Origin of the sequence: Streptomyces sp. NPDC048603, from assembly GCF_043199475.1 — a bacterium.
GTDB lineage: Bacteria > Actinomycetota > Actinomycetes > Streptomycetales > Streptomycetaceae > Streptomyces.
On record NZ_JBICVY010000007.1, the window covers coordinates 516,487 to 538,392 of the forward strand.

Consider the following 21,906-nt stretch of genomic DNA (forward strand, 5'->3'; position numbering starts at 1 on the left):
GTATCACGTGACGCGCGCCACACCCCCGGGAGCGGATCGAACCCGGGCCGCTGCCCGCGCGTGCCCGGTAAGGGGGGCCCTCGCGCACGGGGGTGGCGAGGGCCCCACGCCTGCCGGCGGCGGCCGTTACGGCCTGAGCCAGAGCGTGGCCAGCGGCGGCAGCGTCAGCCGGAGGCTCGCCGCCCGGCCGTGGGACGGCTCGGGCAGTGCGGGCAGCGGCCGGGGGTGCAGCACCCCGCTGCCCCCGTACCGCCCGTCGTCGGTGTTCAGCACCTCGCGCCACGCCCGCGGCCCGTCCGGCACCCCGAGCCGGTAGTCCTGCCGCACCACCGGGGAGAAGTTGCTGACCGCCAGCAGCGGGGAGCCGTCCGCCGCGTACCGCAGGAAGGCGAAGACGTTGTCGTCGGCCGCGTCCGCCTCCACCCACGCGAACCCGTCCGGCACGCTGTCCCGTTCCCACAGGGAGGGCGTGTCCAGGTAGACGCGGTTCAGGTCGGCCACCAGCTCCCGCACCCCCCGGTGGTCGCCCGCCGCCGAGTAGGCGGGGTCCACCAGCCACCAGTCCGGCCCGTGGGCCTCCGACCACTCGGCCCCCTGGGCGAACTCCTGCCCCATGAACAGCAGTTGCTTTCCGGGGTGGGCCCACATGAACCCCAGGTAGGCCCGGTGGCCGGCGCGCTGCTGCCACCAGTCCCCGGGCATCTTCGAAACCAGCGCGCCCTTCCCGTGCACCACCTCGTCGTGCGAGATCGGCAGCACGTAGTTCTCGCTGTACGCGTAGACCATCCCGAAGGTCATGTCGTGGTGGTGGTACTTCCGGTGCACCGGCTCCTTCCCCGCGTAACGGAGGGTGTCGTGCATCCAGCCCATGTTCCACTTCAGCCCGAAGCCCAGGCCCCCGCTGTCGGTCGGCCGGGTCACGCCCTCCCAGGCGGTGGACTCCTCCGCGATGGTCACCACCCCCGGGCAGCGCCGGTACACGGTGGCGTTCATCTCCTGCAGGAAGCGCACCGCGTCCCAGTTCTCCCGGCCGCCGTGCTCGTTGGGTGCCCACTCGCCGTCGTTCCGCGAGTAGTCCAGGTAGAGCATCGAGGCGACCGCGTCCACCCGGATGCCGTCCACGTGGAACTCCTGCGCCCAGTACACCGCGTTGGCCACGAGGAAGTTGCGGACCTCCGTGCGCCCGTAGTCGAACTCCAGCGTCCCCCAGTCCGGGTGCGCCGACCGCCGGGGGTCCGCGTGCTCGTAGAGCGGACGCCCGTCGAACTCGGCCAGCGCCCAGTCGTCCCGCGGGAAATGGGCCGGCACCCAGTCGACGATCACCCCGATGCCGGCCCGGTGCAGCGAGTCGACCAGGAAGCGGAAGTCGTCCGGGCTGCCCATCCGGGAGGTCGGCGCGTAGAAGCCCGTCACCTGGTAGCCCCAGGACCCGCCGAAGGGGTGCTCGGCCACCGGCATCAGCTCCACATGGGTGAAGCCGAGCTCCTTCACGTACGCGGGCAACTGCTCCGCGAGCTCGCGGTACCCCAGCCCCGGCCGCCACGACGCCAGGTGCACCTCGTACACCGAGAACGGCGCCTGGTGCGGCGGGCGCTTGCCGCGGTCCGCCATCCACTCCGCGTCCTGCCAGGCGTACGTGCTGGAGGTCACCACCGAGGCGGTGGCCGGCGGAACTTCGGTGCGGCGGGCCATCGGGTCGGCCCGCAGCGTGTGCGAGCCGTCCGGCCGGGTGATGTCGAACTTGTAGAGCGCGCCCTCGCCGATGCCGGGCAGGAACAGCTCCCAGACCCCGCTGGACCCCAGCGACCGCATCGGGTGTGCCGTCGGGTCCCAGCACGAGAAGTCGCCGGTGACCCGCACCCCCTGGGCGTTGGGCGCCCACACGGTGAACCGGGTGCCGGCCACCCCCTGGTGCTCCATCGGCTGTGCGCCGAGCGCGGTCCACAGCTCCTCGTGCCGGCCCTCGCCGATCAGGTGCAGGTCCAGTTCGCCCAGGGCGGGCAGGAACCGGTACGGGTCGTGCACCTCGGTCTCGTGGTCCTCGTACGCCACCAGGAGCCGGTAGTCGGGCACCTCGGTGAGCGGCAGCAGCCCCGAGAACAGCCCGTCCCCGTGGTCGTGCAGCTCGGTCCGCAGGCCCTTGGCGACCACGGTCACCGAGGTCGCGTAGGGGCGCAGGGCCCGGAGGGCCACTCCGCCCCGCAGGACCCGGGCGCCCAGGACCGCGTGCGGATCGTGGTGCCGGCCCTCCAGCAGCCGGGCCCGTTCGTCCGCGTGCAGCGGGGGAGCGGGCCGCACCCCGTTCGCGGTTACCGCGGTTACCGCGGGAACCGCCGCCGGGGGCGCCGGGGGCGCCGCCTTTCGGGCACGCGGGGTGCGGGGCTTCTTGGCGGGGGCGCCGTCGGTGACGACGGGTGACGGCGGCGACGGCTGACGGGCGGCACTCACGGGTGCGGCCTCCTCGGGGGCTGCGGGCGGGGGTGGGGGGAGGGTGCGGGCGCCCGTTTGGCGGGCGGGCGGTCGCGCTGGGAGAGGCGGCGGATGGCCGCCATCGGGACGTGCAGCCAGTCCGGGCGGTGCCGGGACTCGTAGCGGGCCTCGTAGACAGCCTTGTCCGTCTCGAAGGCGCGCAGCAGCACCGGGTCCTCGCGGGGGTCCCGGCCGGTGGTGCGGGCGTAGCCCTCGCAGAAGGCGGCCCGGGCGGCGTCCGCCCAGGCCGGGGCGAAGGGCTGGTGGGAGCGGGCGGCGTAGTCGAAGCTGCGCAGCATTCCGGCGATGTCCCGGACGGCCGGTTCGGGGCGGCGGCGCTCGGCCAGCGGCCGGGCCGGCTCGCCCTCGAAGTCGATCAGTGACCAGGTGCCGTCGGCGGCCCTCAGGGTCTGGCCCAGGTGCAGGTCGCCGTGGATCCGCTGGGCCGGCACGGCCAGCCCGCGGGAGGCTGCCAGGGCGTCGAAGGCGCCGCGCAGCCCTGCCTCGTACGGTCGCAGGGCGGGCACCTCGCGGACCGTCGCGGCCAGCCGGGCCGTCATCCCGGCGGCCAGCCGGGCGGTGCGCTCCGGGTCGAGGGCCACGGTCGGCAGCGCGGTCGCCAGGGCGCTGTGCACCTCGGCGGTGGCCCGGCCCAGCGCGTGCGCCTCGGCGGTGAAGTCGGCGCCGGCGCCCAGCTTGCGCAGGGCCAGCTGCCAGCCGTCGTGCGAGCCGCGCAGGTACGGCTGGAGCACGCCCAGGGTCAGCGGCTCCGAGCCGCCCCGGCCGATGGCTCCGCCGGGCAGGTCCGCCTCGTACCAGGCGACCGGCGCCGGCACTCTCGTGCAGCCGGCGGCGGCCAGCGCCCGGGGCAGCTCCAGGTCCGGGTTGACCCCGGGGCCGACCCGGCGGAACACCTTCAGGATGTACGAATCCCCGTAGATCAGGGAGGAGTTGGTCTGCTCGCCGGAGAGCGGCCGGGGTGCCAGGGCGGCCGGGATCAGGGCCATCGGGTCCCGGTCGAAGCGGAGCGGGCCGAGGACCCCGGGGGCGCGCAGCCGTTCCAGCAGCAGCGCGGCGAGCCGGGGGTCGCCGAGTCCCTCGTAGACGAACTGGCCGGCGTACGGTCCCGTCTCGGCGCGCCCGATCAGGGCGGGCGCGAGGGCGGGCGGCAGGGCCGGCCGGACGCCGAGCAGCAGCTGGTAGCAGTCGCCGTCGACGTCCACCAGCAGGTGCAGCAGGCCGGGGACCACCCGGGGCGGGAGGAGGTCGGCCGCCGAGACGAGCTCGACCCGGCCGATCCGGCGCCCCTTGCCGGCGAACCAGCGCTGGTGGGGCAGCCAGGCGCGGAGCATGGGCTCCAGCGGGCCGAGCCGGTCGGCGGCGAGGCGGCCGTGGCCGCCGCGCGGGCGGCTCCGGGCGGATGCAGCCTCTGACATGGCGTTGCGTCCTTTCCCCGGGGCCGTCACGGAATGCGCAGAGTGTCCCGGATTGCGGTGATTGCTGTCCGGCGATGGGCGAGTGTCGGGCCAGGATGATCCGTACAGGGACGGCGATTGACCCGTTCGCCGCCGGGGGCCGTGCAGGGGGGTGCGGTGGGACGGAGGCCGGCGCGGGTGGGCGCCGGCCTCCGTCCGGCCGTCACTCCCCGTGCAGGCGGAACCAGTAGAAGCCGTGTCCCGCCAGGGTCAGCAGGTACGGCCACTCGCCGATCGGCGGGAAGCGCACGTCACCCGTGAGCTCCACCGGGACCCGCCCGTTGAACGACCGCAGGTCCAGCTCGGTCGGCTGCGCGAAGCGGGAGAAATTGTGCACGCAGAGCACGAGGTCGTCGCCGTACTCCCGCAGAAACGCCAGCACCGCCGGGTTGGACGACGGCAGTTCCGTGTACGAGCCGAGACCGAAGGCGGGGTTCGCCTTGCGGACCTCGATCAGCCGGCGGGTCCAGTGCAGCAGCGAGGAGGGCGAGGACATCGCCGCTTCGACATTGGTGACCTGGTACCCGTAGACCGGGTCCATGATGACCGGCAGGTTGAGCCTGCCCGGATCACAGGAGGAGAAACCGGCGTTGCGGTCCGGGGTCCACTGCATCGGGGTGCGGACCCCGTCCCGGTCGCCCAGCCAGATGTTGTCGCCCATGCCGATCTCGTCGCCGTAGTAGAGGATCGGCGAGCCCGGCAGGGACAGCAGCAGGGCGGTGAACAGCTCGATCTGGTGCCGGTCGTTGTCGAGCAGCGGCGCCAGCCGGCGCCGGATGCCGACGTTGGCCCGCATCCGCGGGTCCTTGGCGTACTCGGCGTACATGTAGTCGCGTTCCTCGTCCGTGACCATTTCGAGGGTGAGCTCGTCGTGGTTGCGGAGGAAGATGCCCCACTGGCAGCGTGCCGGGATCTCCGGCGTCTTGGCGAGGATCTCGGAGACGGGGTACCGGCTCTCCCTGCGCACCGCCATGAAGATGCGCGGCATCACGGGGAAGTGGAACGCCATGTGGCACTCGTCCCCGCCCGACCGGAAGTCGCCCAGGTAGTCGACCACGTCCTCCGGCCACTGGTTGGCCTCGGCCAGCAGGACCGTGTCCGGGTAGTGCGCGTCGATCTCCGCCCGCACCCGCTTGAGGAACGTGTGGGTGCGGGGGAGGTTCTCGCAGTTGGTGCCCTCCTCGGCGAACAGGTACGGGACCGCGTCGAGCCGGAACCCGTCGATGCCCAGGTCCAGCCAGAACCGCAGCGCCGAGACGATCTCCTCCTGCACCGCCGGGTTCTCGTAGTTGAGGTCCGGTTGGTGCGAGAAGAAGCGGTGCCAGTAGTACTGCTTGCGGACCGGGTCGTACGTCCAGTTGGAGGTCTCGGTGTCGACGAAGATGATGCGGGCGTCCTGGTACTGCTTGTCGTTGTCGGCCCACATGTAGTAGTCGCCGTACGGTCCGTCGGGGTCCTTGCGGGACTGCTGGAACCACTCGTGCTGGTCGCTCGTGTGGTTCATGACGAAGTCGATGATCACCCGCATGCCCCGCTGGTGCGCGGCGTCCACGAACTCCACGAAGTCGGCGAGGTCGCCGAACTCGGGGAGCACGGAGGTGTAATCGGCCACGTCGTAGCCGCCGTCCCGCAGGGGTGAGGCGAAGAACGGCGGCAGCCAGAGGCAGTCGACGCCGAGCCACTGGAGGTAGTCCAGTTTGGCGGTCAGCCCCTTGAGGTCGCCCACCCCGTCCCCGTTGCTGTCGTGGAAGGAGCGGACCAGCACCTCGTAGAAGACCGCCCGCTTGAACCAGTCGGGGTCGCGGTCCTTGGCGGGGGTGTCCTCGAAGGTGTCGTGGACGGGATCGTTGATCATCATGTGGTGGGTGACCCTCCGGTGGGCGGGGACGGTCGCAGGACGGCCAGTACGTGCGCGGGCATTCGCCCCGGCTCCAGACGCACGTAGTTCGCCCTGCCCCAGTGGTAGGACTCGCCGGTGAGCTCGTCGCGCACCGCGAGGGACCCGTGCCAGTCGAGGCCGAGTACCGGCATGTCCAACGAGACGGTCGCCTCCTGGGTGTGGTGCGGATCGAGGTTGACGACCACCAGTACGGAATTGGCGCCGGAATGCTTGGAGTAGGCGATCACCTGTTCGTTGTCGGTCGAGTGGAAATGGAGATCGCGCAACTGCTGGAGCGCCGGATGCCGCCGGCGCAGCCGGTTCAGCTGGGTGATCAGCGGGGCGATGGTCCGCCCCTCCCGGTCGGCGGCCGCCCAGTCCCGCGGCCGCAGCTGGTACTTCTCCGAGTCCAGGTACTCCTCGGATCCCTCGCGCACGGGGGTGTTCTCGCACAGCTCGTAGCCCGCGTAGATCCCCCAGGCCGGGGACAGGGTCGCGGCCAGCACCGCACGCGCCTCGAAGGCGGGCCGGCCGCCGTGCTGCAGGTACTCGTGGAGGATGTCCGGCGTGTTCACGAAGAAGTTCGGCCGCATCACCGAGGCGGTCTCGCCGGACAGCTCCCGGAGGTACTCGGTCAGCTCTTCCTTGGTGTTCCGCCAGGTGAAGTAGGTGTACGACTGCTGGAAGCCGACCGCCGCCAGGGCGCGCATCATCGCCGGCCGGGTGAACGCCTCGGCGAGGAAGATCACGTCGGGATCGGTCTTCCCGATCTCCCCGATCACCTTCTCCCAGAACACCACCGGCTTGGTGTGCGGGTTGTCCACCCGGAAGATCCGCACCCCGTACGACATCCAGTGGCGCAGCACCCGGAGCGTCTCGGCCACGATCCCGGCCATGTCCGTGTCGAAGTGCACCGGGAAGATGTCCTGGTACTTCTTCGGCGGGTTCTCGGCGTACGCGATCGTCCCGTCGGCCCGGTGCCGGAACCACTCGGGGTGCTTCTCCACCCACGGGTGGTCGGGCGAGCACTGCAGGGCGAAGTCCAGCGCCACCTCCATCCGCAGCTCCTGCGCCCGCCGCACGAAGTGGGCGAAGTCCTCCAGGGTGCCCAGGTCCGGGTGGACCGCGTCGTGGCCGCCCTCCGGGGAGCCGATCGCCCACGGCACGCCCGGGTCCCAACGGTCGGCCGAGAGCGAGTTGTTGGCCCCCTTGCGGAAGGTGGTGCCGATGGGGTGGACCGGCGGCAGGTACACCACGTCGAAGCCCATGGCGGCGATGGCGGGAAGCCGTTCGGCGGCGGTCCGGAAGGTGCCGCTCACCGGCGGCCGGCCCTCCTCGACGACCGCGCCCTCGGACCGCGGGAACATCTCGTACCAGGAACCGAACAGCGCCCGCTTGCGCTCCACCAGCACCGCGACCGGCTTCGCCGAGGTCACCAGCTCCCGGTAGGGCCGCCGGGCGAACGCCTCGTCCACCTCGGCGGTCAGCGCCGCCGCCAGCCGGGCCCGCGGATCGCCCTCGGCCCGCATCAGCTCGGCGGCCCGCAGCACCGCCTCCCGCCCGTCCTTCTTGGGGATCCGGGCGGCCGCCCGCTCGTACAGCTCGGCGCCCTCCAGCAGCATCAGCTCGCTGTCGATGCCCGCCGGGACCTTGATCCGGGCCGCCGACCGCCAGGTGGCGACGGGATCGCTCCACGCCTCGACGGTGTACGTCCACCTTCCTTCCAGCTCGGCGGAGATCCGCGCCCCCCACCGGTCGGTGCCGGGGGCCAGCTCCTGCAGGGGCACGGGCGCCCGCAGCCGCCCCTTGGGGTCCCGCATCACCACATGGGCGGCGACGGCGTCGTGTCCCTCCCGGAACACGGTGGCGGAGACTTCGAAGACCTCGTCCACCACCGCCTTGGCGGCTCTGGCACCGCAATCGACGGCAGGGCGGACGTCCAGCACGGGAATGCGACCGATCATGATGTGATCACCTGGGGGAGGTTCGCAGGGCTCGGTGACACCAGCTCCGCCGGTCCGGAGAGTCCGGGCGGCGGATCAGCGGGTAGTGCACGCTCTGTTCGCTCTGTTTCTAGCCGCTCCGTCGACGGCTGGGCTGCGGGCATGGCCGCTCCTGTCCGCGTTCACTCGGGTGGCGGGGAGAGGGTTGCTTGCGGGTGTGCCGTGCGCGTACGCGCAGAGCCCTTCCCACTCCCGCCCCGGGCAACCGTCGAGGTTGGTTAACTACTCGTACGTAGTCGCACGGTGGAAGTGAACCCGTGGCTCTGCATTGACCCCGGCTTCGTCAAGTCACCCCCAGGGGTGGGCCCGTTCGCTGTTCCCATGCGCCGTTCGAAGGGATCCGGCCGTCGTCGGGGGATCCGCCCGAGTGCCCGGCGCGGGGCGGGCCGCGGCACTAGCCTTCACGGGGTGATGACCGGAAGCACAGCGTGGTGCTCCGCTTCGATCCGCAAACGCCTGCGAAGGTGGAACGTGTGAAGGCTATCCGTCGATTCACCGTGCGCCCCGTCCTGCCGGAACCACTGCTGCCGCTCGCCGGCCTCGCTCGTAATCTGCGCTGGTCGTGGCATGCCGAGACCCGAGAACTCTTCCACGGCGTCGATCCGGAGGGCTGGCAGGCCGCGGGCGGGGACCCCGTCCGGCTGCTGGGTTCCGTATCCGATGACCGTTTGCAAACGTTGGCCCGCGATCGGAGGTTCCTGCGGAGGCTCGCCGCGGCGGCCGCCGATCTCGACGACTACCTGACCGGGGAGAGGTGGTACCAGTCCCACCCGTCGGGCGCGGAGCTGCCCGCCGCGGTCGCCTACTTCTCGCCCGAGTTCGGGATCACCGCCGCCCTGCCGCAGTACTCCGGCGGCCTTGGCATCCTCGCCGGGGACCACCTCAAGGCCGCCAGTGACCTCGGCATCCCGCTGGTCGGGGTGGGGCTGCTCTACCGGCACGGGTACTTCCGCCAGTCGCTCTCCCGGGACGGCTGGCAGCAGGAGCACTATCCGGTGCTCGACCCGAACGAACTGCCCGTCGCCCTGCTCCGGGACGAGGACGGGGCTCCCGCCCGGGTGACCCTGACCCTGCCCGGCGGCCGGGCGCTGCACGCCCACATCTGGCAGGCCCGGGTGGGGCGGGTGCCGCTGCTGCTCCTCGACTCCGACGTCGAGGACAACGACTCCGCCGCCCGCGAGGTGACCGACCGGCTCTACGGCGGCGGCAGCGACCACCGGCTGCTCCAGGAGATGCTGCTGGGGATCGGCGGGGTGCGGGCGGTCCGCACGTACTGCCGGATCAGCGGTCATCCCGCGCCCGAGGTGTTCCACACGAACGAGGGACACGCCGGGTTCCTCGGACTGGAACGCATAAGGGAACTCGCAGGGGAGCAGGAGCTCGACTTCGACGCCGCCGTGGAGGCGGTGCGGGCCGGCACCGTGTTCACCACCCACACCCCGGTGCCCGCGGGCATCGACCGCTTCGACCGGGCCCTGGTCGCCCGGCACTTCGGCGAGGGCGGCGAACTGCCCGGCGTACCCGTGGACCGGGTCCTCCAGCTGGGTGCCGAGAGCTACCCCGGAGGCGATCCCGGGGTGTTCAACATGGCGGTGATGGGGCTCCGGCTGGCCCAGCGGGCCAACGGGGTGTCCACTCTGCACGGCGCCGTCTCCCGGGAGATGTTCGCCGGCCTGTGGCCCGGGTTCGACCCTGCCGACGTGCCCATCACCTCGGTGACCAACGGCGTGCACGCGCCGACCTGGGTGGCGCCCGAGGTGATGCGGCTGGGCGCCCGGCAGATCGGGGCCGGACGGACCGAGGACGCGTTGTCGGTGGGCGGTTCGCAGCGCTGGGACGCCGTGGCCGACATCCCCGATCAGGACATCTGGGACCTGCGGCGGGGCCTGCGCGACCAGCTGGTGCAGGAGGTGCGCGAACGGCTGCGCGCCTCCTGGCGGCAGCGCGGCGCCGGAGCCGCCGAGCTCGGCTGGGTGGACTCGGTGCTCGACCCGGACGTGCTCACCATCGGCTTCGCCCGCCGGGTGCCCTCGTACAAGCGGCTCACCCTGATGCTGCGCGACCCGGAGCGGCTGCGCCGGCTGCTGCTCGACCCCGAGCGGCCGGTGCAGATCGTGGTCGCCGGCAAGGCGCACCCCGCCGACGACGGCGGGAAGCGCCTCGTACAGGAGCTGGTCCGGTTCACCGACGACCCGCGGGTGCGGCACCGGATCGTCTTCCTCCCCGACTACGGCATGGCCATGGCGCAGAAGCTCTACCCGGGCTGTGACGTCTGGCTGAACAACCCCCTCCGCCCGCTGGAGGCGTGCGGCACCAGCGGGATGAAGGCGGCGCTCAACGGCTGTCTCAACCTGTCGGTGCTGGACGGCTGGTGGGACGAGTGGTTCGAGCCCGACTTCGGCTGGGCCATTCCCACCGCCGACGGGGACACCGACGAGGAGCGGCGGGACGACCTGGAGGCCGCCGCGCTCTACGAGCTGATCGAGCGGCGGGTGGCGCCCCGGTTCTACGACCGCTCCGCTCCGGGCCGGCTGCCGGCGCGGTGGATCGAGATGGTCCGCCGCACCCTGGTCTCCCTGGGGCCGAAGGTGCTCGCGGGGCGGATGGTGCGCGAGTACGTCGAGCGGCTCTACGGGCCCGCGGCCCTGGCCCACCGTGCCCTGACCCCGGACGCGGCCCGGGAGCTGGCCGTCTGGAAGTCCCGGGTCCGGGACTGCTGGCCGCGGGTGTCGGTCGGCCATGTGGAGGCGCTGGCCGCCGCCCCGGTCAACGGCACCGCGGAACTCGGCGCCACCCTCACCCTGCGGGTGCAGGCCGCCCTGGACACCCTGGGCCCCGAGGAGGTGGAGGTGCAGGCCGTCGCGGGCCGGGTGGACGCGCAGGACGTGATCCGGGACGCGCGGGTGTTCCCGCTCAAGCCGGCCGCCGGGCCCGACCTGGAGGGCCGCTGGGTGTACGAGGGGCCGCTCGCCCTCGACCGCACCGGGCCGTTCGGCTACACCGTACGGATCCTCCCGGCGCATCCGCTGCTGGCGACCCCGGCCGAGCTCGGGCTGGTCGCCACCCCGCCGGAGTCGGCGGGCGGCTCGGCGAGCGGGGGAGGGGTGCCGCTGCGCTGACGCGGGAGGCCCGGCCGCGTGTTCCGCGGGCCGGGCCTCTCCGGGTGAACCCCGGAACGCTCCCGGGGGGAGAAACGATTCGGCGGGGGCCTCCGCTCCTACGCTCCGTGCGGGATGCCAACCGGACCGGTCCCCAACGCCCGTGGAAGAACGGAACTCCCCCCATGCGTCTTCGCACCACCGCGGCGGCCTTCGCCGGCGCGTTCGCCCTCACCCTCGCCCCCGTCCTGCCCGTCCTCCCGTTCTCCGGCCAGGCCCTGGCGGCGGCCTCGGACGGGGACACCCTGAACTACACCTACGTCATCGGTGAGGACGTGCGGCACGGGCGGCTCCACCCGGCGGCGGTGGGCACCTGCTACGTGCTCAACGGCACCTCCCCGAGCCGGCCGGCGGTGGCGGCGGAGAACCGGACGGACCTGGTGGCCGTGCTGTTCGACGACCGGGGGTGTTCGGGGGACCCGGTGGCGCTGGTCGGACCGCGGGACGAGGAGGAGGGCTTTGAAGCGGTCGCGGTCCGCTTCGAGCGGCAGGGGGGCAAGGGCGGACCGTGGGACGGAGGCGACGGGGGCGACGGGGGCGACGGGGGCGACGGGGGCGACGGGGGTCAGGGGGGCGACGGGGGTCATGGCGGCGACCCCTGGGACGAGTGGGATGCGGGGGACCAGAGCGACGAGTGGGGCGGGTTGAGCCCCTGGGAGGGCGGGTTGGAAGGGGACGAGCAGGGCGAGCGGGCGGACAACAGCCGCGGCGACGAGGACCCGGGCCCGGCGGACCGGGAGGCGGACGGGCGGACGCCGTCCGGCGGCGCGCCGCGGACCGGCCGCACCGACACCGCCGGCCTCCTCGACGGCATCTTCCGCGAGGCCTTCCGCGCCATGCCCTGACGCCGCCCGCGCAGGGGCCGTACGCCCGCTGCCGGGGGCGCCGGGCCCCTTCGGGTGAACCTGCGGAACACCGCGGGGCAGACCCGTCCCGCCGGGCGGGCCGCTCCTACGCTGCCGCGCATGCACATCCGAACCCGCACCGCCGCGACCACGGCCGTCGCCGCCGCTGCCGCCGCCTTCGCCGTGCTGCCCGCCGCCGGTACCTCCACCGCCGCCTCGACGGCCGCCTCCGGCGGAGTGGAGTACACGTACGCCGACGCGTGGGGCCGGGAGACCACCGCCGTCCTCGTCGACCCGGAGGACGGCGCGTGCATCGCGCTCCCGGAGCTGGCCCACACCCCGGCCTTCCGGATCGACAACCGGTCCACCTCCCCGGCCCTGCTCTACGGGGACAAGGGGTGCCACGGCGAGCCGCGCGCCAAGGTCCTGCCGGGCGACGGCTCCGAGGTCGCCACCTACGCCGTCCGGCTCGTCCCCGACGAGGACTGACCCCGGGACCGGTCCCCGGACACGGAGAACGGCCCGGGGACCTCGGGTCCCCGGGCCGTTCCCGGTTCAGGTGCGGTGTTGTTCAGGTGCGCTGTGGTGCGGTGTGTTCAGCGGAAGCCGGTCAGAAGGTCAGCTTCCAGCTGTTGATGTAGCCGGTGTCCAGGCTGGCGAGGTCCGCCACGCGCAGCTTCCAGACGCCGTTCGCGACCTCGGAGGAGGCGTTCACGGTGAAGGACTGGACGATGTTGTCCGCGCTGCCGCCGCTGCGGTTGCGCAGGTTGTAGACGGTGCCGTCGGGGGCGACCAGGTCGACCCGGAGGTCACCGACGTAGGTGTGGACGATGTTGACGTCCACCTTCAGGGTGCTCGGCGCGTTGCCCGAGCGGGTGACGGTGATCGGGGACTCGACGGTGGAGTTGTCCGCGATCTGGTAGTCGTTCGTGTTCTCGAAGACGTTCTGCTGGGCGGTGCCCACGGTCCAGGTGAAGGACGCGGTGCCGCTCTTGCTCGCCGAGTCGGTCACCGTGACGGTCACGTTGGAGGTGCCGGCGGTGGTGGCCGTACCCGAGATCAGACCGGTGGAGGAGTTGATCGACAGGCCGGCCGGCAGGCCGGTCGCCGCGTAGCTCAGCGCGCCCGGGTTGGTGCTGGTGGCCTGGACCTGCAGGCTCACCGCGGTGTTGATCTGGGTGTTCTGGTTGGCGATCGGCTGGACCGTCACGCCGTCGGTGATGCGCGGGCCGACGTTCACGGCGGCCCAGGCGTTGGCGACGTTGTTGTAGATGGTCGAGCCCTGGCCGTACAGGTCGGCGGCGGCCTTCAGGGTCTGGACGCGGGCGTCGGCGTAGTTGGTGTTGGACTTGAAGTAGCCCACCGTCAGCGCGCGGAACCAGATCTTCGAGGCGGCGTCCCGGCCTATCGCCGTGACCGGCAGGCCGTCGGAGGTCGGCGAGTCGTAGCTCACGCCGTTGATGACCTTCTGCCCGGAGCCCTCGGAGGCCAGGTAGTACCAGTGGTTGGCCGGGCCCGAGGAGTAGTGGACGTCGATGCCGCCGAGGCCGGAGTACCAGGCGTCCTTGGAGGAGCCGTCCTTGCTCGGCTTGTCCATGTAGCGCAGCGGGGTGCCGTTGCCGCGGATGTCGATCTTCTCGCCGACCAGGTAGTCGCCGACGTCCTGCGGGTTGTTGGCGTAGAACTCGACGGCCGCGGCCATGATGTCCGAGGTCGCCTCGTTCAGACCGCCGGGCTCACCGCTGTAGGTCATGTTGCCGGTGACCGAGGTCAGACCGTGGGTCATCTCGTGCGCGGCCACGTCGGTGGAGGTGAGGGGCTTGACGTTGCCGTCGCCGTCGCCGTAGGTCATGCAGAAGCAGGAGTCGCTCCAGAACGCGTTCACGTAGTTGTTGCCGTAGTGGACGCGGGTGTACGGGGCGACGCCGTCGTTGCGCAGACCGTTCCGGCCGTGCACGTTCTTGTAGTAGTCCCAGGTGACCGCAGCGCCGTAGTGGGCGTCCGCGCCGGCCGTCTCCAGGTTGGACGGCTGGTTGTTGCCCCAGACGTCGTCCGGACCGGAGAACAGGGTGCCCGTGCCGGAGGTGCCGCGGTTGAGGTTGTAGGTCTTGTGGGCGCCGCGCGCGGCGTCGGTCAGGTTCCAGGTGCTGCCCGACTGCGTGGTGCCGAGGGTCACCTGACCGCTGTACATGGTGTTGCCGGTGCCGGTCTCGATGGCCTGCCACTCGGTGATCTTCGCGCCGGTCCTGGCGTCGGTGACCACGTGCAGCTCGTTCGGCGTGCCGTCGTGCTGGAAGCCGCCGACGACGGTCTCGTAGGCGAGGACCGGGACGCCCGTGGCGGCCCAGATCACCTTGCGCGCGTTCTTGGACGCCTTGGTGTCCTTGGAGCCCTCGGCCTTGGCGGCGGAGAGCGCCTGGCCCTCGGCGGCGGCCGGGGTGACCGAGGCGTCGGTGGTGGCGACCTTGATCTCGTGGTTGGTCGCCTTGGTCACGCTCTTGGTGACCCCGCCCTTGGCGTGGACCGTGAGGTCGCCGCCGAGGACCGGGAGGCCGGCGTAGGTGCGCTCGTAGGTGGTGTGCGTGGTGCCGTCGGCGTCCTTGACGACGTCGCGGACGACCAGCTTCTCCTGCCCGCCGAGCCCGAGGGCCTTCGCCGCCTGCGCGGTGGTGGAGTTCGCCTCCGAGAGGAGCGTCGCACGCTCCGAGGGGCTCAGCTTCATGGCCGCTGCGCCAGGGTTGGCCTGGACGGCCCGGTTGGCCTGCGACGCGGTGGCATCGGCGGAAGCGGCCGTGGTCTGCACGCCGACGGCGAGCAGTGCCGCCGCGGCAACGAGGGCGCCGGCCGCGGTGGCACGCCGGTGGGGGGTGGGACTCAACGCAGACTCCTTCTGCAAGGGGGGTTCCGGATGGCTGGGTGGGGCCTCCGGGCAGAGCAGGGTTGAGCGAATGGCCGTGCTGTGGCTGTGCGAACGCTGTGCGAAGAACGGATCGAAGAGTGCCAGCTCCCGACCGAACTGTCAGGGCCGCGTCAAAAGGTTGGCCGGAAATGGTCCGTTGTTCGAACTGAAGGGTTCGATATGCGGACTGTTCACCTTCGTCTGCGCGGGGTCCGCGCGGAGCCGGTCCGCGATATGGAATCGGGCGTGCCGGATGCTAACGAACGGGCAACATGAGACTGCGTTGAAGCAAACGGCATCTACCGTACGGACGTTTGTCGTACTGTTCTCCGGTGCGATAGTTGTCTGCCGTTTGGGGAAGCCGCGGACACTCGCCTCCGTCATATCCACGTGCCAGGGGGGCTCATGAGGCATGTCCGATTTCCTGCGCAGAGGGTGGCCGGATCGGCGTACGAGTCCCATGCGCCCCTGCGACGCCTGGGTGACAAGGCCCGCTGGTACCTGCCCGCAGCGCTGACCGCCGATCTGCTCGGCGCCGCCGTGCCGGTGTTCCTGGTGTTCGAGGCCGCCCGCCAGGTACGTCCGCTGTACTGCGCGGCCGGTGCGGCCCTGGCCTGGATCAGCGTGCAGGCGCTCCGCCGGCGGTACGCGAACCGGGCGCTCGGCGAGTCCCGGGGAGTGCTCCCCGTCGTCCACGACTGGCTGATTCTGATCGGCGTCCTGGCCGTGGCCCGGGCCGCGACCGACGAGAGCACCCCGCGGCTGGCGGCCCTGGGCGCGCTCCTGCCGGCCCTCCTCGTCACCGTCGCCTGCCGCAAGCTGACCTACCGCCACCTGTTCGCCGCCCGCCGCGAGGCCCAGGCCGTCAGCCGGGTGCTGGTGGTCGGCGAGCCCGGCGCGGCCGAAGGGGTCATCGCCCACCTCTCCGCCCGCACCGACCACCCGTACGTGGTGGTGGGCGTGCTCCCGGTCGGCGACGGCGAACTGACCGGCGGTGTCCCGGTCGCCGGACGGCTCGGCGCGGACATGCCCGAGGCCCCCTCCGGGGACGCGGACACGGTCCTCGGCGCCGTCCGCAGCCAGCACGCCGACCTGGTCCTGGTCGCCCCCGGGGTGCGGATCACGGGCGAGCGGCTGCGCCGGGTGGCCTGGGCCCTGCACGACGCGGGTCTGGAACTCGCGGTCTTCCCCGGCCTGGTGGAGGTCTCGGTCAAGCGCCTGGAGACCCTCTCGGCCGGCGGCCTCGCGGTGCTGCGGGTGGCGCCGCCCGTGCGGCGCGGCCTGCAGCCGGTGCTGAAGTCGGTGCTGGACCGGATCGGCGCGGGCTTCGGACTCCTGCTGCTGTCCCCGCTCTTCCTGGGCGTCGTCGCGGCGATTCGGCTGGGCAGCCGCGGCCCGGCGTTCTACCGGCAGCGCCGGATCGGCCGCGACGGCGAGCCCTTCGTGATGTGGAAGTTCCGCACCATGGTGGTGGACGCGGACCGGCTCAAGGCCGAGCTGTCGGAGTCCAACGAGAACGACGGCCTGATGTTCAAGATGCGCCGCGACCCCCGGGTGACCCGGGTGGGCCGGCTGCTGCGCCGCACTTCGCTGGACGAGCTGCCGCAGCTGTTCAACGTGCTGAGCGGGCACATGTCGCTGGTCGGCCCCCGGCCGCCGCTGCCCGAGGAAGTGGCCCGGTACGACGAGGTCGAACTGCGCAGGCTGGTGGTGCGGCCGGGGATGACCGGGCTGTGGCAGATCAGCGGACGGTCCGACCTGTCCTGGGATGAAACGATTCAGCTTGACCTGCAGTACGTCGACAACTGGTCGTTCACCAGTGACGTCGACGTGATGGGCCGTACGTTCCGGGCCGTCGTGGACGGCCGCGGAGCGTACTGAGCGATGCGGTCAGCTGTTGTCCAGCCACCACCGGTAGGTGTCGGCGATCCCGTCCTTGAGCGGGATGCCGGGCTTCCAGCCCAGCGAGCTCAGCCGGGTCACGTCCAGCAGCTTGCGGGGGGTCCCGTCCGGCTTGGAGGTGTCCCAGGCGAGCCGGCCGGTGAAGCCGGTCACCCCGGCGACGGTCTCGGCGAGCTCCTTGATGGTGAGGTCCTCGCCGCAGCCGATGTTCACCGGCTCGTCGCCGTCGTACCGCTCCAGCAGCACCGCGCAGGCCGCCGCGAGGTCGTCCACGTGCAGGAACTCCCGGCGGGGCGTGCCCGAACCCCAGAGCGCGACCTCCTCGCGCCCCTCGGCCGCGGCCTCGTGGAAGCGGCGGATCAGGGCCGGCAGGACGTGCGAGGTCTCCAGGTCGAAGTTGTCGCCCGGGCCGTAGAGGTTCGTGGGCATCGCCGAGATGTACGAGGCGCCGTACTGCTTCCGGTACGACTGCACCTGCACGATGCCGGCGATCTTGGCGAGCGCGTACGCCTCGTTGGTCGGCTCCAGCGGGCCGGTCAGCAGCGCGTCCTCGTGGATGGGCTGCGGGGCGAGCTTGGGGTAGATGCAGGAGGAGCCGAGGAACAGCAGGCGCCCCACGCCGGCCGCGTGCGCGCCGGCGATGACGCTGAGCTGGATCTGCAGGTTCTCCTCGAGGAACTGCACCGGGTAGGTGCTGTTCGCCATGATCCCGCCCACCTTCGCGGCGGCGAGCACCACCGCGTCGGGGCGGACCTCCCGCAGGAACGCGCCGGTCGCGGCCGCGTCCCGCAGGTCCAGGTCCTCGCGGCCCCGGGTGATCACCTCGTGCCCGTCGGCGGTCAGCCGCCGTACGACGGCGGATCCCACGAGGCCGCGGTGGCCGGCGACGAAGATGCGGGCGCGCGAAGGCAGAAAGCTTGTCATACCGCCGATGATGCCAGGGCCTTCCGGCGGGACGAAGGCTGGCCCGGGCCGCGCCCGAGGGCGCGGCCGTACACGCGTACCATGCGGGGACCCGCATGAGCCGCAGCGCGGGCGGGAGCCCGCGCGCCGGAAGCCGGGGCACCGCCTCGGGACCGCACAACAGGAACGACAACGACCCCCGGGGGGAACCCGTATGAGCAAGACCGCGCTGATCACCGGTGTCACCGGCCAGGACGGCTCCTACCTCGCCGAGCTGCTGCTCTCCAAGGGCTACACGGTGCACGGCCTGGTCCGGCGCTCGTCCAGCTTCAACACGGAGCGGATCGACCACATCTACCAGGACCCGCACACGGCCGACCGGTCCCTCGTGCTCCACCACGCGGACCTGTCCGACGGTGTCGCCCTGGTGAACCTGCTTCGCGACATACGCCCCGACGAGGTCTACAACCTGGGCGCCCAGTCCCACGTGCGCGTCTCCTTCGACGCCCCGCTGTACACCGGTGACGTCACCGGCCTCGGCGCGCTGCGGCTGCTGGAGGCGATCCGGGCCTCGGGCGTGGACACCCGCATCTACCAGGCGTCGTCCTCGGAGATGTTCGGCGCCACCCCGCCGCCGCAGAACGAGCAGACCCCGTTCCACCCGCGCAGCCCGTACGGCGCCGCGAAGGTGTTCGCGTACTGGACCACCGTGAACTACCGCGAGGCGTACGACATGTTCGCGGTCAACGGGATCCTCTTCAACCACGAGTCCCCGCGCCGCGGCGAGACCTTCGTGACGCGCAAGATCACCCGTGCGGTCGCCCGCATCAAGGCCGGCCTGCAGGACAAGCTGTACCTGGGCAACCTCGACGCCGTCCGTGACTGGGGCTACGCCCCCGAGTACGTGGACGCCATGTGGCGGATGCTGCAGCAGGACGAGCCCACCGACTACGTGGTCGCCACCGGAGTGGCCGCGACGGTACGCGAGTTCGTCGAGGCCTCCTTCTCGCACGCCGGCCTCGACTGGCAGGAGTACGTGGCCTACGACGCCAAGTACGAGCGCCCCAGCGAGGTCGACGCCCTCATCGGCGACGCGAGCAAGGCGCGTGAGCTGCTCGGCTGGAAGCCGACGGTCCTGGTCGAGGAATTGGCCCGAATCATGGTGGACGCGGATATCCGGCAGGTCGAGGACCAGCTCGCCGGAGTCACCGTCCGGATTGACCGCTGAGGTCCGCGAGTTACCCGCAGTACCCTAGGATTTGCATGTTCCGGTCATCCTCTACCGGGGGTGACCGGGGCAAACCTGCCGTATGTCCGATGTGCGCCTGCCGTGCTGAGCCCTGCTGATACCGAGTTGGTATGCAATGGGTCAAGTGAGGTGACCAGGTCCCCACCCAAGCCCTAGTCTGCGCCCGTACATATGGCTGAACGAATGTTTCCAGCCACACAACCGGGCGTTGCCCTGGGGGGCTCATGCGTAGATCGAGAGGGCTGACAGCTGCCCTCGTCCTGTCCTTGGCCGGGGCCGGCGCCGGCATCGGCGTGGTGCTGATGCCGGAGGCGTCGGCCATCACCCAGCCGGTGGCCTTCACCGCCGACGACCTGCCGACCTGGCAGCCCAACGGCATCGTGTTCGCGATGGCCCAGGCCAACGGCACGGTGTTCGCCGGAGGCACCTTCTCCGCCGTCCGTCCGCCCGAGGGCGCGGCCGGCACCGAGCAGGAGGCCGTCAACTTCGTCGCCCTCGACGCCGCGACCGGAGCCCCCACCGCCTGCAAGCTGTCCTTCACCATCGGGGACGGCAGCGCGACCGTCCGCTCCCTGGTGGTCTCCAAGGACCAGAAGACCCTTTACGCGGGCGGCTACTTCGGCGCCGTCAACGGCACCCCGGTGAGCAGCGTCGCCGCGATCGACATCGCGAGCTGCAAGCCGAAGGCCGACTTCCACCCGGGCTTCGCCGCCACCGTGCGCGCGCTCGCGGTCACCGACGACACCCTGTACGCGGGCGGCGACTTCTTCACCGTCGAGGGCGAGGGCCGCGAGCGGTTCGCCGCGGTCGACGCCACGACCGGCGCGCTGAAGCCGTTCACCGCCAACGCGGACGAGCCGGGCCGTGCCGTCGAGGTCACCCCCGACGGCAAGAACGTCCTGATCGGCGGTGACTTCTTCACCGTCAACGGCAAGAACACCCACGCGCTCGCCGTGGTGGACGCCACCACCGGCGCGGTCGCCAAGACGTACAGCAACATCCCGAGCAACTCGGTCGTCAAGGACATCGCCACCGACGACAACGGCGGCTGGTACACCGGCAACGAGGGCTCCGGCGGCGGCGTGTTCGACGGCCGCATCGGCCTCAACCTGAGCGACTTCAACGAGAAGTGGCGGGACCGCTGCCTCGGCGCCACCCAGGCGGTGCTGCCCTACGACGGCGTCCTCTACAGCTCCTCGCACGCGCACGACTGCTCCACCGAGCTGGAGTACCCCGACGGCAAGCGGCACTTCCTGCTCGCCCAGAACACCAACTGGTCCGGCGCCGCTCCCGCCCCGGTGGACGGCTTCGTGCGCAGCCCGGGCAAGCTCGGCTGGCACCCCACCGCCAACGACGGCATCGGCGAGGGCATCGGCCCGCGCGTGATGGCCGTGGCGGAGAAGAACGACGTCAAGTACATGTGGGTCGGCGGTGAGTTCACGCTCATCAACGGCAAGGAGCAGCAGGGCCTGACCCGCTTCGCCTCCACCGGCGACACCGGCGCCCCGACCACCCCGGTCGCCAGCGCCTCCAGCGTCAAGCCCGGCGAGGTCCAGGTCCGCTGGCGCACCAGCTACGACGCGGACGACAGCAAGCTGACGTACCGCATCTACCGCAACGGCGCGGCCACCCCGGTCGCCACGGTCACCGCGAGCTCGCTGGAGTGGGAGCGCCCGCAGGCGTCCTGGACCGACAGCACGGTCAAGGCCGGCCAGTCGTACACCTACCGGGTCACCGCCACCGACGGCGCGGGCAACACCAGTGCCCTGTCGGCGACCGCGAGCGTGGCCGTCCCGGCCACCGTCCAGGCGTACCCGAACCAGGTCCGCGCCGACGGCGCCGAGCTGTACTGGCGCTACGACGACGCGGTCAGCCCGTACACGGCCGACTCCTCGGTCTCCGGCAACCGCAGCGGTGTCCAGGTCAACGCCCCGGCGCTGAAGCAGTCTCCGGGTGCGATCACCGGATCCAGCACGGCCATGGGCCTGAACGGCACCAGCCAGCAGGTGCACAGCGACCGCCGGCAGACGGTGGGTGCCTCGTACACGCTGGAGACGTGGTTCAAGACGAACACCACGCGCGGCGGCAAGCTGATCGGGTTCGGCAACAACACCACCCGTAACAGCGGCACGTACGACAAGCACATCTACATGACGAACACCGGCCGGCTGGTCTTCGGCACCTACAACGGTTCCTCGAACACCATTTCCACCGGTCTGTTCGAGACGTACAACGACAACAAGTGGCACCACGTCGTCGCGACCCAGGGCGCGGGCGGCATGACCCTGTACGTCGACGGCGCGAAGAAGGCCTCCTCGAGCGTCTCCACGCACCAGGCCTACTGGGGCTACTGGCACGTCGGCGGCGACAACCTCGGCAGCTGGCCGAACCGCCCGACGAGCAACTTCTTCGCCGGGCAGGTCGACGAGACGGCCGTCTACCCGACGGTGCTGAGCCAGACCCAGGTCAAGAACCACTTCGACCTGGCCAAGGCGGCGGCCGAGACGGTCACCGAGGTCTCCGCGACCGAGGACACCTACGTCAACCAGGGCGCGCCGAGCGCGACCTACGGCACGTCCACCTCGCTCGCGGTGCGCGGCACCTCGGCGTACGAGACGTACCTGCGCTTCACCCTGCCGGCGGCCCCCGCCGGGCAGGTGCTGAAGTCGGCCACGCTGCAGATCAAGACCAGCACCCAGACGGGTGCGGGGACGGCCGACACGGTCAAGGTGGTTCCGGTCGACGGCACCTGGAGCGGTGCGACCACCACCTTCAACACCAAGCCGGCGCTGGGTTCCCAGGTGCTGGGCTCGGTCTCGGGCATCGCGGACGGCTCCGCGATCCACAACGTGGACCTGGACACGGCCGCCATCTCGGCGGTGCTCGGCACCGGCTACGACGTGGCACTGACCTCCGCGGGCACCGACCCGCTGTGGATCTGGTCCAGCGAGGCCTCGGCGGCGGAGGGCACTCCGCAGCTGATCCTCACCTTCGGCGCTCCGTAACGGCCGGGTCGGGGGGGGCCCCCCCCCCCGCCGGGGGGCCCCCCCCCGCCCCCACCCAACCCCGGGACGCCCGGGGGACCCCCCCCCCCAAAACCCCCCCCCCCCCCCCCCAACCACCG

General features: G+C 71.7%; 12 protein-coding genes. 6 read left to right on the plus strand and 6 right to left on the minus strand.

Annotation, left to right across the window (positions count from 1 at the left end; genetic code table 11):
* Positions 1–126 precede the first annotated feature (126 nt).
* The 4 genes from glgB to ACGFQ9_RS20355 form a co-directional block, all read right to left on the minus strand.
* A complete protein-coding gene (gene glgB / locus ACGFQ9_RS20340) occupies positions 127–2,448 on the minus strand; it encodes a 1,4-alpha-glucan branching enzyme (RefSeq protein ID WP_393575337.1) in 2,322 nt (773 codons plus the stop codon).
* Positions 2,445–3,905, minus strand: coding sequence for a maltokinase (locus tag ACGFQ9_RS20345; RefSeq protein WP_393575338.1), 1,461 nt, complete (start codon positions 3,903–3,905; stop codon positions 2,445–2,447). Before ACGFQ9_RS20345 ends, glgB begins: the two co-directional genes overlap by 4 nt.
* Positions 3,906–4,107: 202 nt before the next feature.
* On the minus strand, positions 4,108–5,802 hold the full coding sequence (treS, locus tag ACGFQ9_RS20350; RefSeq protein ID WP_393575339.1) for a maltose alpha-D-glucosyltransferase: 1,695 nt from the start codon (positions 5,800–5,802) through the stop codon (positions 4,108–4,110).
* Positions 5,799–7,787, minus strand: a complete 1,989-nt coding sequence (locus ACGFQ9_RS20355; protein WP_393575340.1) for a maltotransferase domain-containing protein — start codon at positions 7,785–7,787, stop codon at positions 5,799–5,801. Before ACGFQ9_RS20355 ends, treS begins: the two co-directional genes overlap by 4 nt.
* A gap of 512 nt (positions 7,788–8,299) precedes the next feature.
* On the opposite strand from ACGFQ9_RS20355, the gene glgP reads away from it, so the two are divergent.
* The 3 genes from glgP to ACGFQ9_RS20370 all read left to right on the plus strand — a co-directional run bounded on the left by glgP (position 8,300) and on the right by ACGFQ9_RS20370 (position 12,318).
* Positions 8,300–10,945 (plus strand): alpha-glucan family phosphorylase, encoded by a 2,646-nt coding sequence (glgP, locus tag ACGFQ9_RS20360; protein ID WP_393575342.1) that lies wholly within the window; start codon positions 8,300–8,302, stop codon positions 10,943–10,945.
* 164 nt (positions 10,946–11,109) lie between these two features.
* Positions 11,110–11,829: a hypothetical protein gene (locus ACGFQ9_RS20365; protein ID WP_393575344.1), complete on the plus strand. Its 720-nt coding sequence runs from the start codon at positions 11,110–11,112 to the stop codon at positions 11,827–11,829.
* Between the two features lie 120 nt (positions 11,830–11,949).
* Complete coding sequence (locus ACGFQ9_RS20370) at positions 11,950–12,318, plus strand: hypothetical protein (RefSeq protein WP_393575346.1); 369 nt, start codon at positions 11,950–11,952, stop codon at positions 12,316–12,318.
* 121 nt (positions 12,319–12,439) lie between these two features.
* Here ACGFQ9_RS20370 and ACGFQ9_RS20375 read toward each other — a convergent pair whose 3' ends face one another.
* On the minus strand, positions 12,440–14,707 hold the full coding sequence (locus ACGFQ9_RS20375) for a M4 family metallopeptidase (RefSeq protein WP_393575347.1): 2,268 nt from the start codon (positions 14,705–14,707) through the stop codon (positions 12,440–12,442).
* A 426-nt stretch (positions 14,708–15,133) separates the two neighbouring features.
* Between ACGFQ9_RS20375 and ACGFQ9_RS20380 the strand changes: the two genes are divergently transcribed.
* Positions 15,134–16,609, plus strand: coding sequence for a sugar transferase (locus ACGFQ9_RS20380; protein WP_393575349.1), 1,476 nt, complete (start codon positions 15,134–15,136; stop codon positions 16,607–16,609).
* A gap of 9 nt (positions 16,610–16,618) precedes the next feature.
* On the opposite strand, the gene ACGFQ9_RS20385 is transcribed toward ACGFQ9_RS20380, so the two are convergent.
* Positions 16,619–17,554, minus strand: a complete 936-nt coding sequence (locus tag ACGFQ9_RS20385; protein WP_393575350.1) for a GDP-L-fucose synthase family protein — start codon at positions 17,552–17,554, stop codon at positions 16,619–16,621.
* 193 nt (positions 17,555–17,747) lie between these two features.
* Between ACGFQ9_RS20385 and gmd the strand changes: the two genes are divergently transcribed.
* On the plus strand, positions 17,748–18,761 hold the full coding sequence (gene gmd / locus ACGFQ9_RS20390) for a GDP-mannose 4,6-dehydratase (RefSeq protein WP_393575351.1): 1,014 nt from the start codon (positions 17,748–17,750) through the stop codon (positions 18,759–18,761).
* Between the two features lie 245 nt (positions 18,762–19,006).
* Positions 19,007–21,787, plus strand: coding sequence for a DNRLRE domain-containing protein (locus ACGFQ9_RS20395; RefSeq protein ID WP_393575353.1), 2,781 nt, complete (start codon positions 19,007–19,009; stop codon positions 21,785–21,787).
* Positions 21,788–21,906 lie beyond the last annotated feature (119 nt).

Bases quoted from the DNA above. Each gene is read 5' to 3' on its own strand.
- ACGFQ9_RS20370 (WP_393575346.1), top strand. From the start codon at position 11,950: ATGCACATCCGAACCCGCACCGCCGCGACCACGGCCGTCGCCGCCGCT.
- gmd (WP_393575351.1), top strand. From the start codon at position 17,748: ATGAGCAAGACCGCGCTGATCACCGGTGTCACCGGCCAGGACGGCTCC.
- ACGFQ9_RS20395 (WP_393575353.1), top strand. From the start codon at position 19,007: ATGCGTAGATCGAGAGGGCTGACAGCTGCCCTCGTCCTGTCCTTGGCC.
- treS (WP_393575339.1), bottom strand. From the start codon at position 5,802: ATGATGATCAACGATCCCGTCCACGACACCTTCGAGGACACCCCCGCC.
- ACGFQ9_RS20365 (WP_393575344.1), top strand. From the start codon at position 11,110: ATGCGTCTTCGCACCACCGCGGCGGCCTTCGCCGGCGCGTTCGCCCTC.
- ACGFQ9_RS20355 (WP_393575340.1), bottom strand. From the start codon at position 7,787: ATGATCGGTCGCATTCCCGTGCTGGACGTCCGCCCTGCCGTCGATTGC.
- ACGFQ9_RS20380 (WP_393575349.1), top strand. From the start codon at position 15,134: ATGAGGCATGTCCGATTTCCTGCGCAGAGGGTGGCCGGATCGGCGTAC.
- ACGFQ9_RS20345 (WP_393575338.1), bottom strand. From the start codon at position 3,905: ATGTCAGAGGCTGCATCCGCCCGGAGCCGCCCGCGCGGCGGCCACGGC.
- ACGFQ9_RS20385 (WP_393575350.1), bottom strand. From the start codon at position 17,554: ATGACAAGCTTTCTGCCTTCGCGCGCCCGCATCTTCGTCGCCGGCCAC.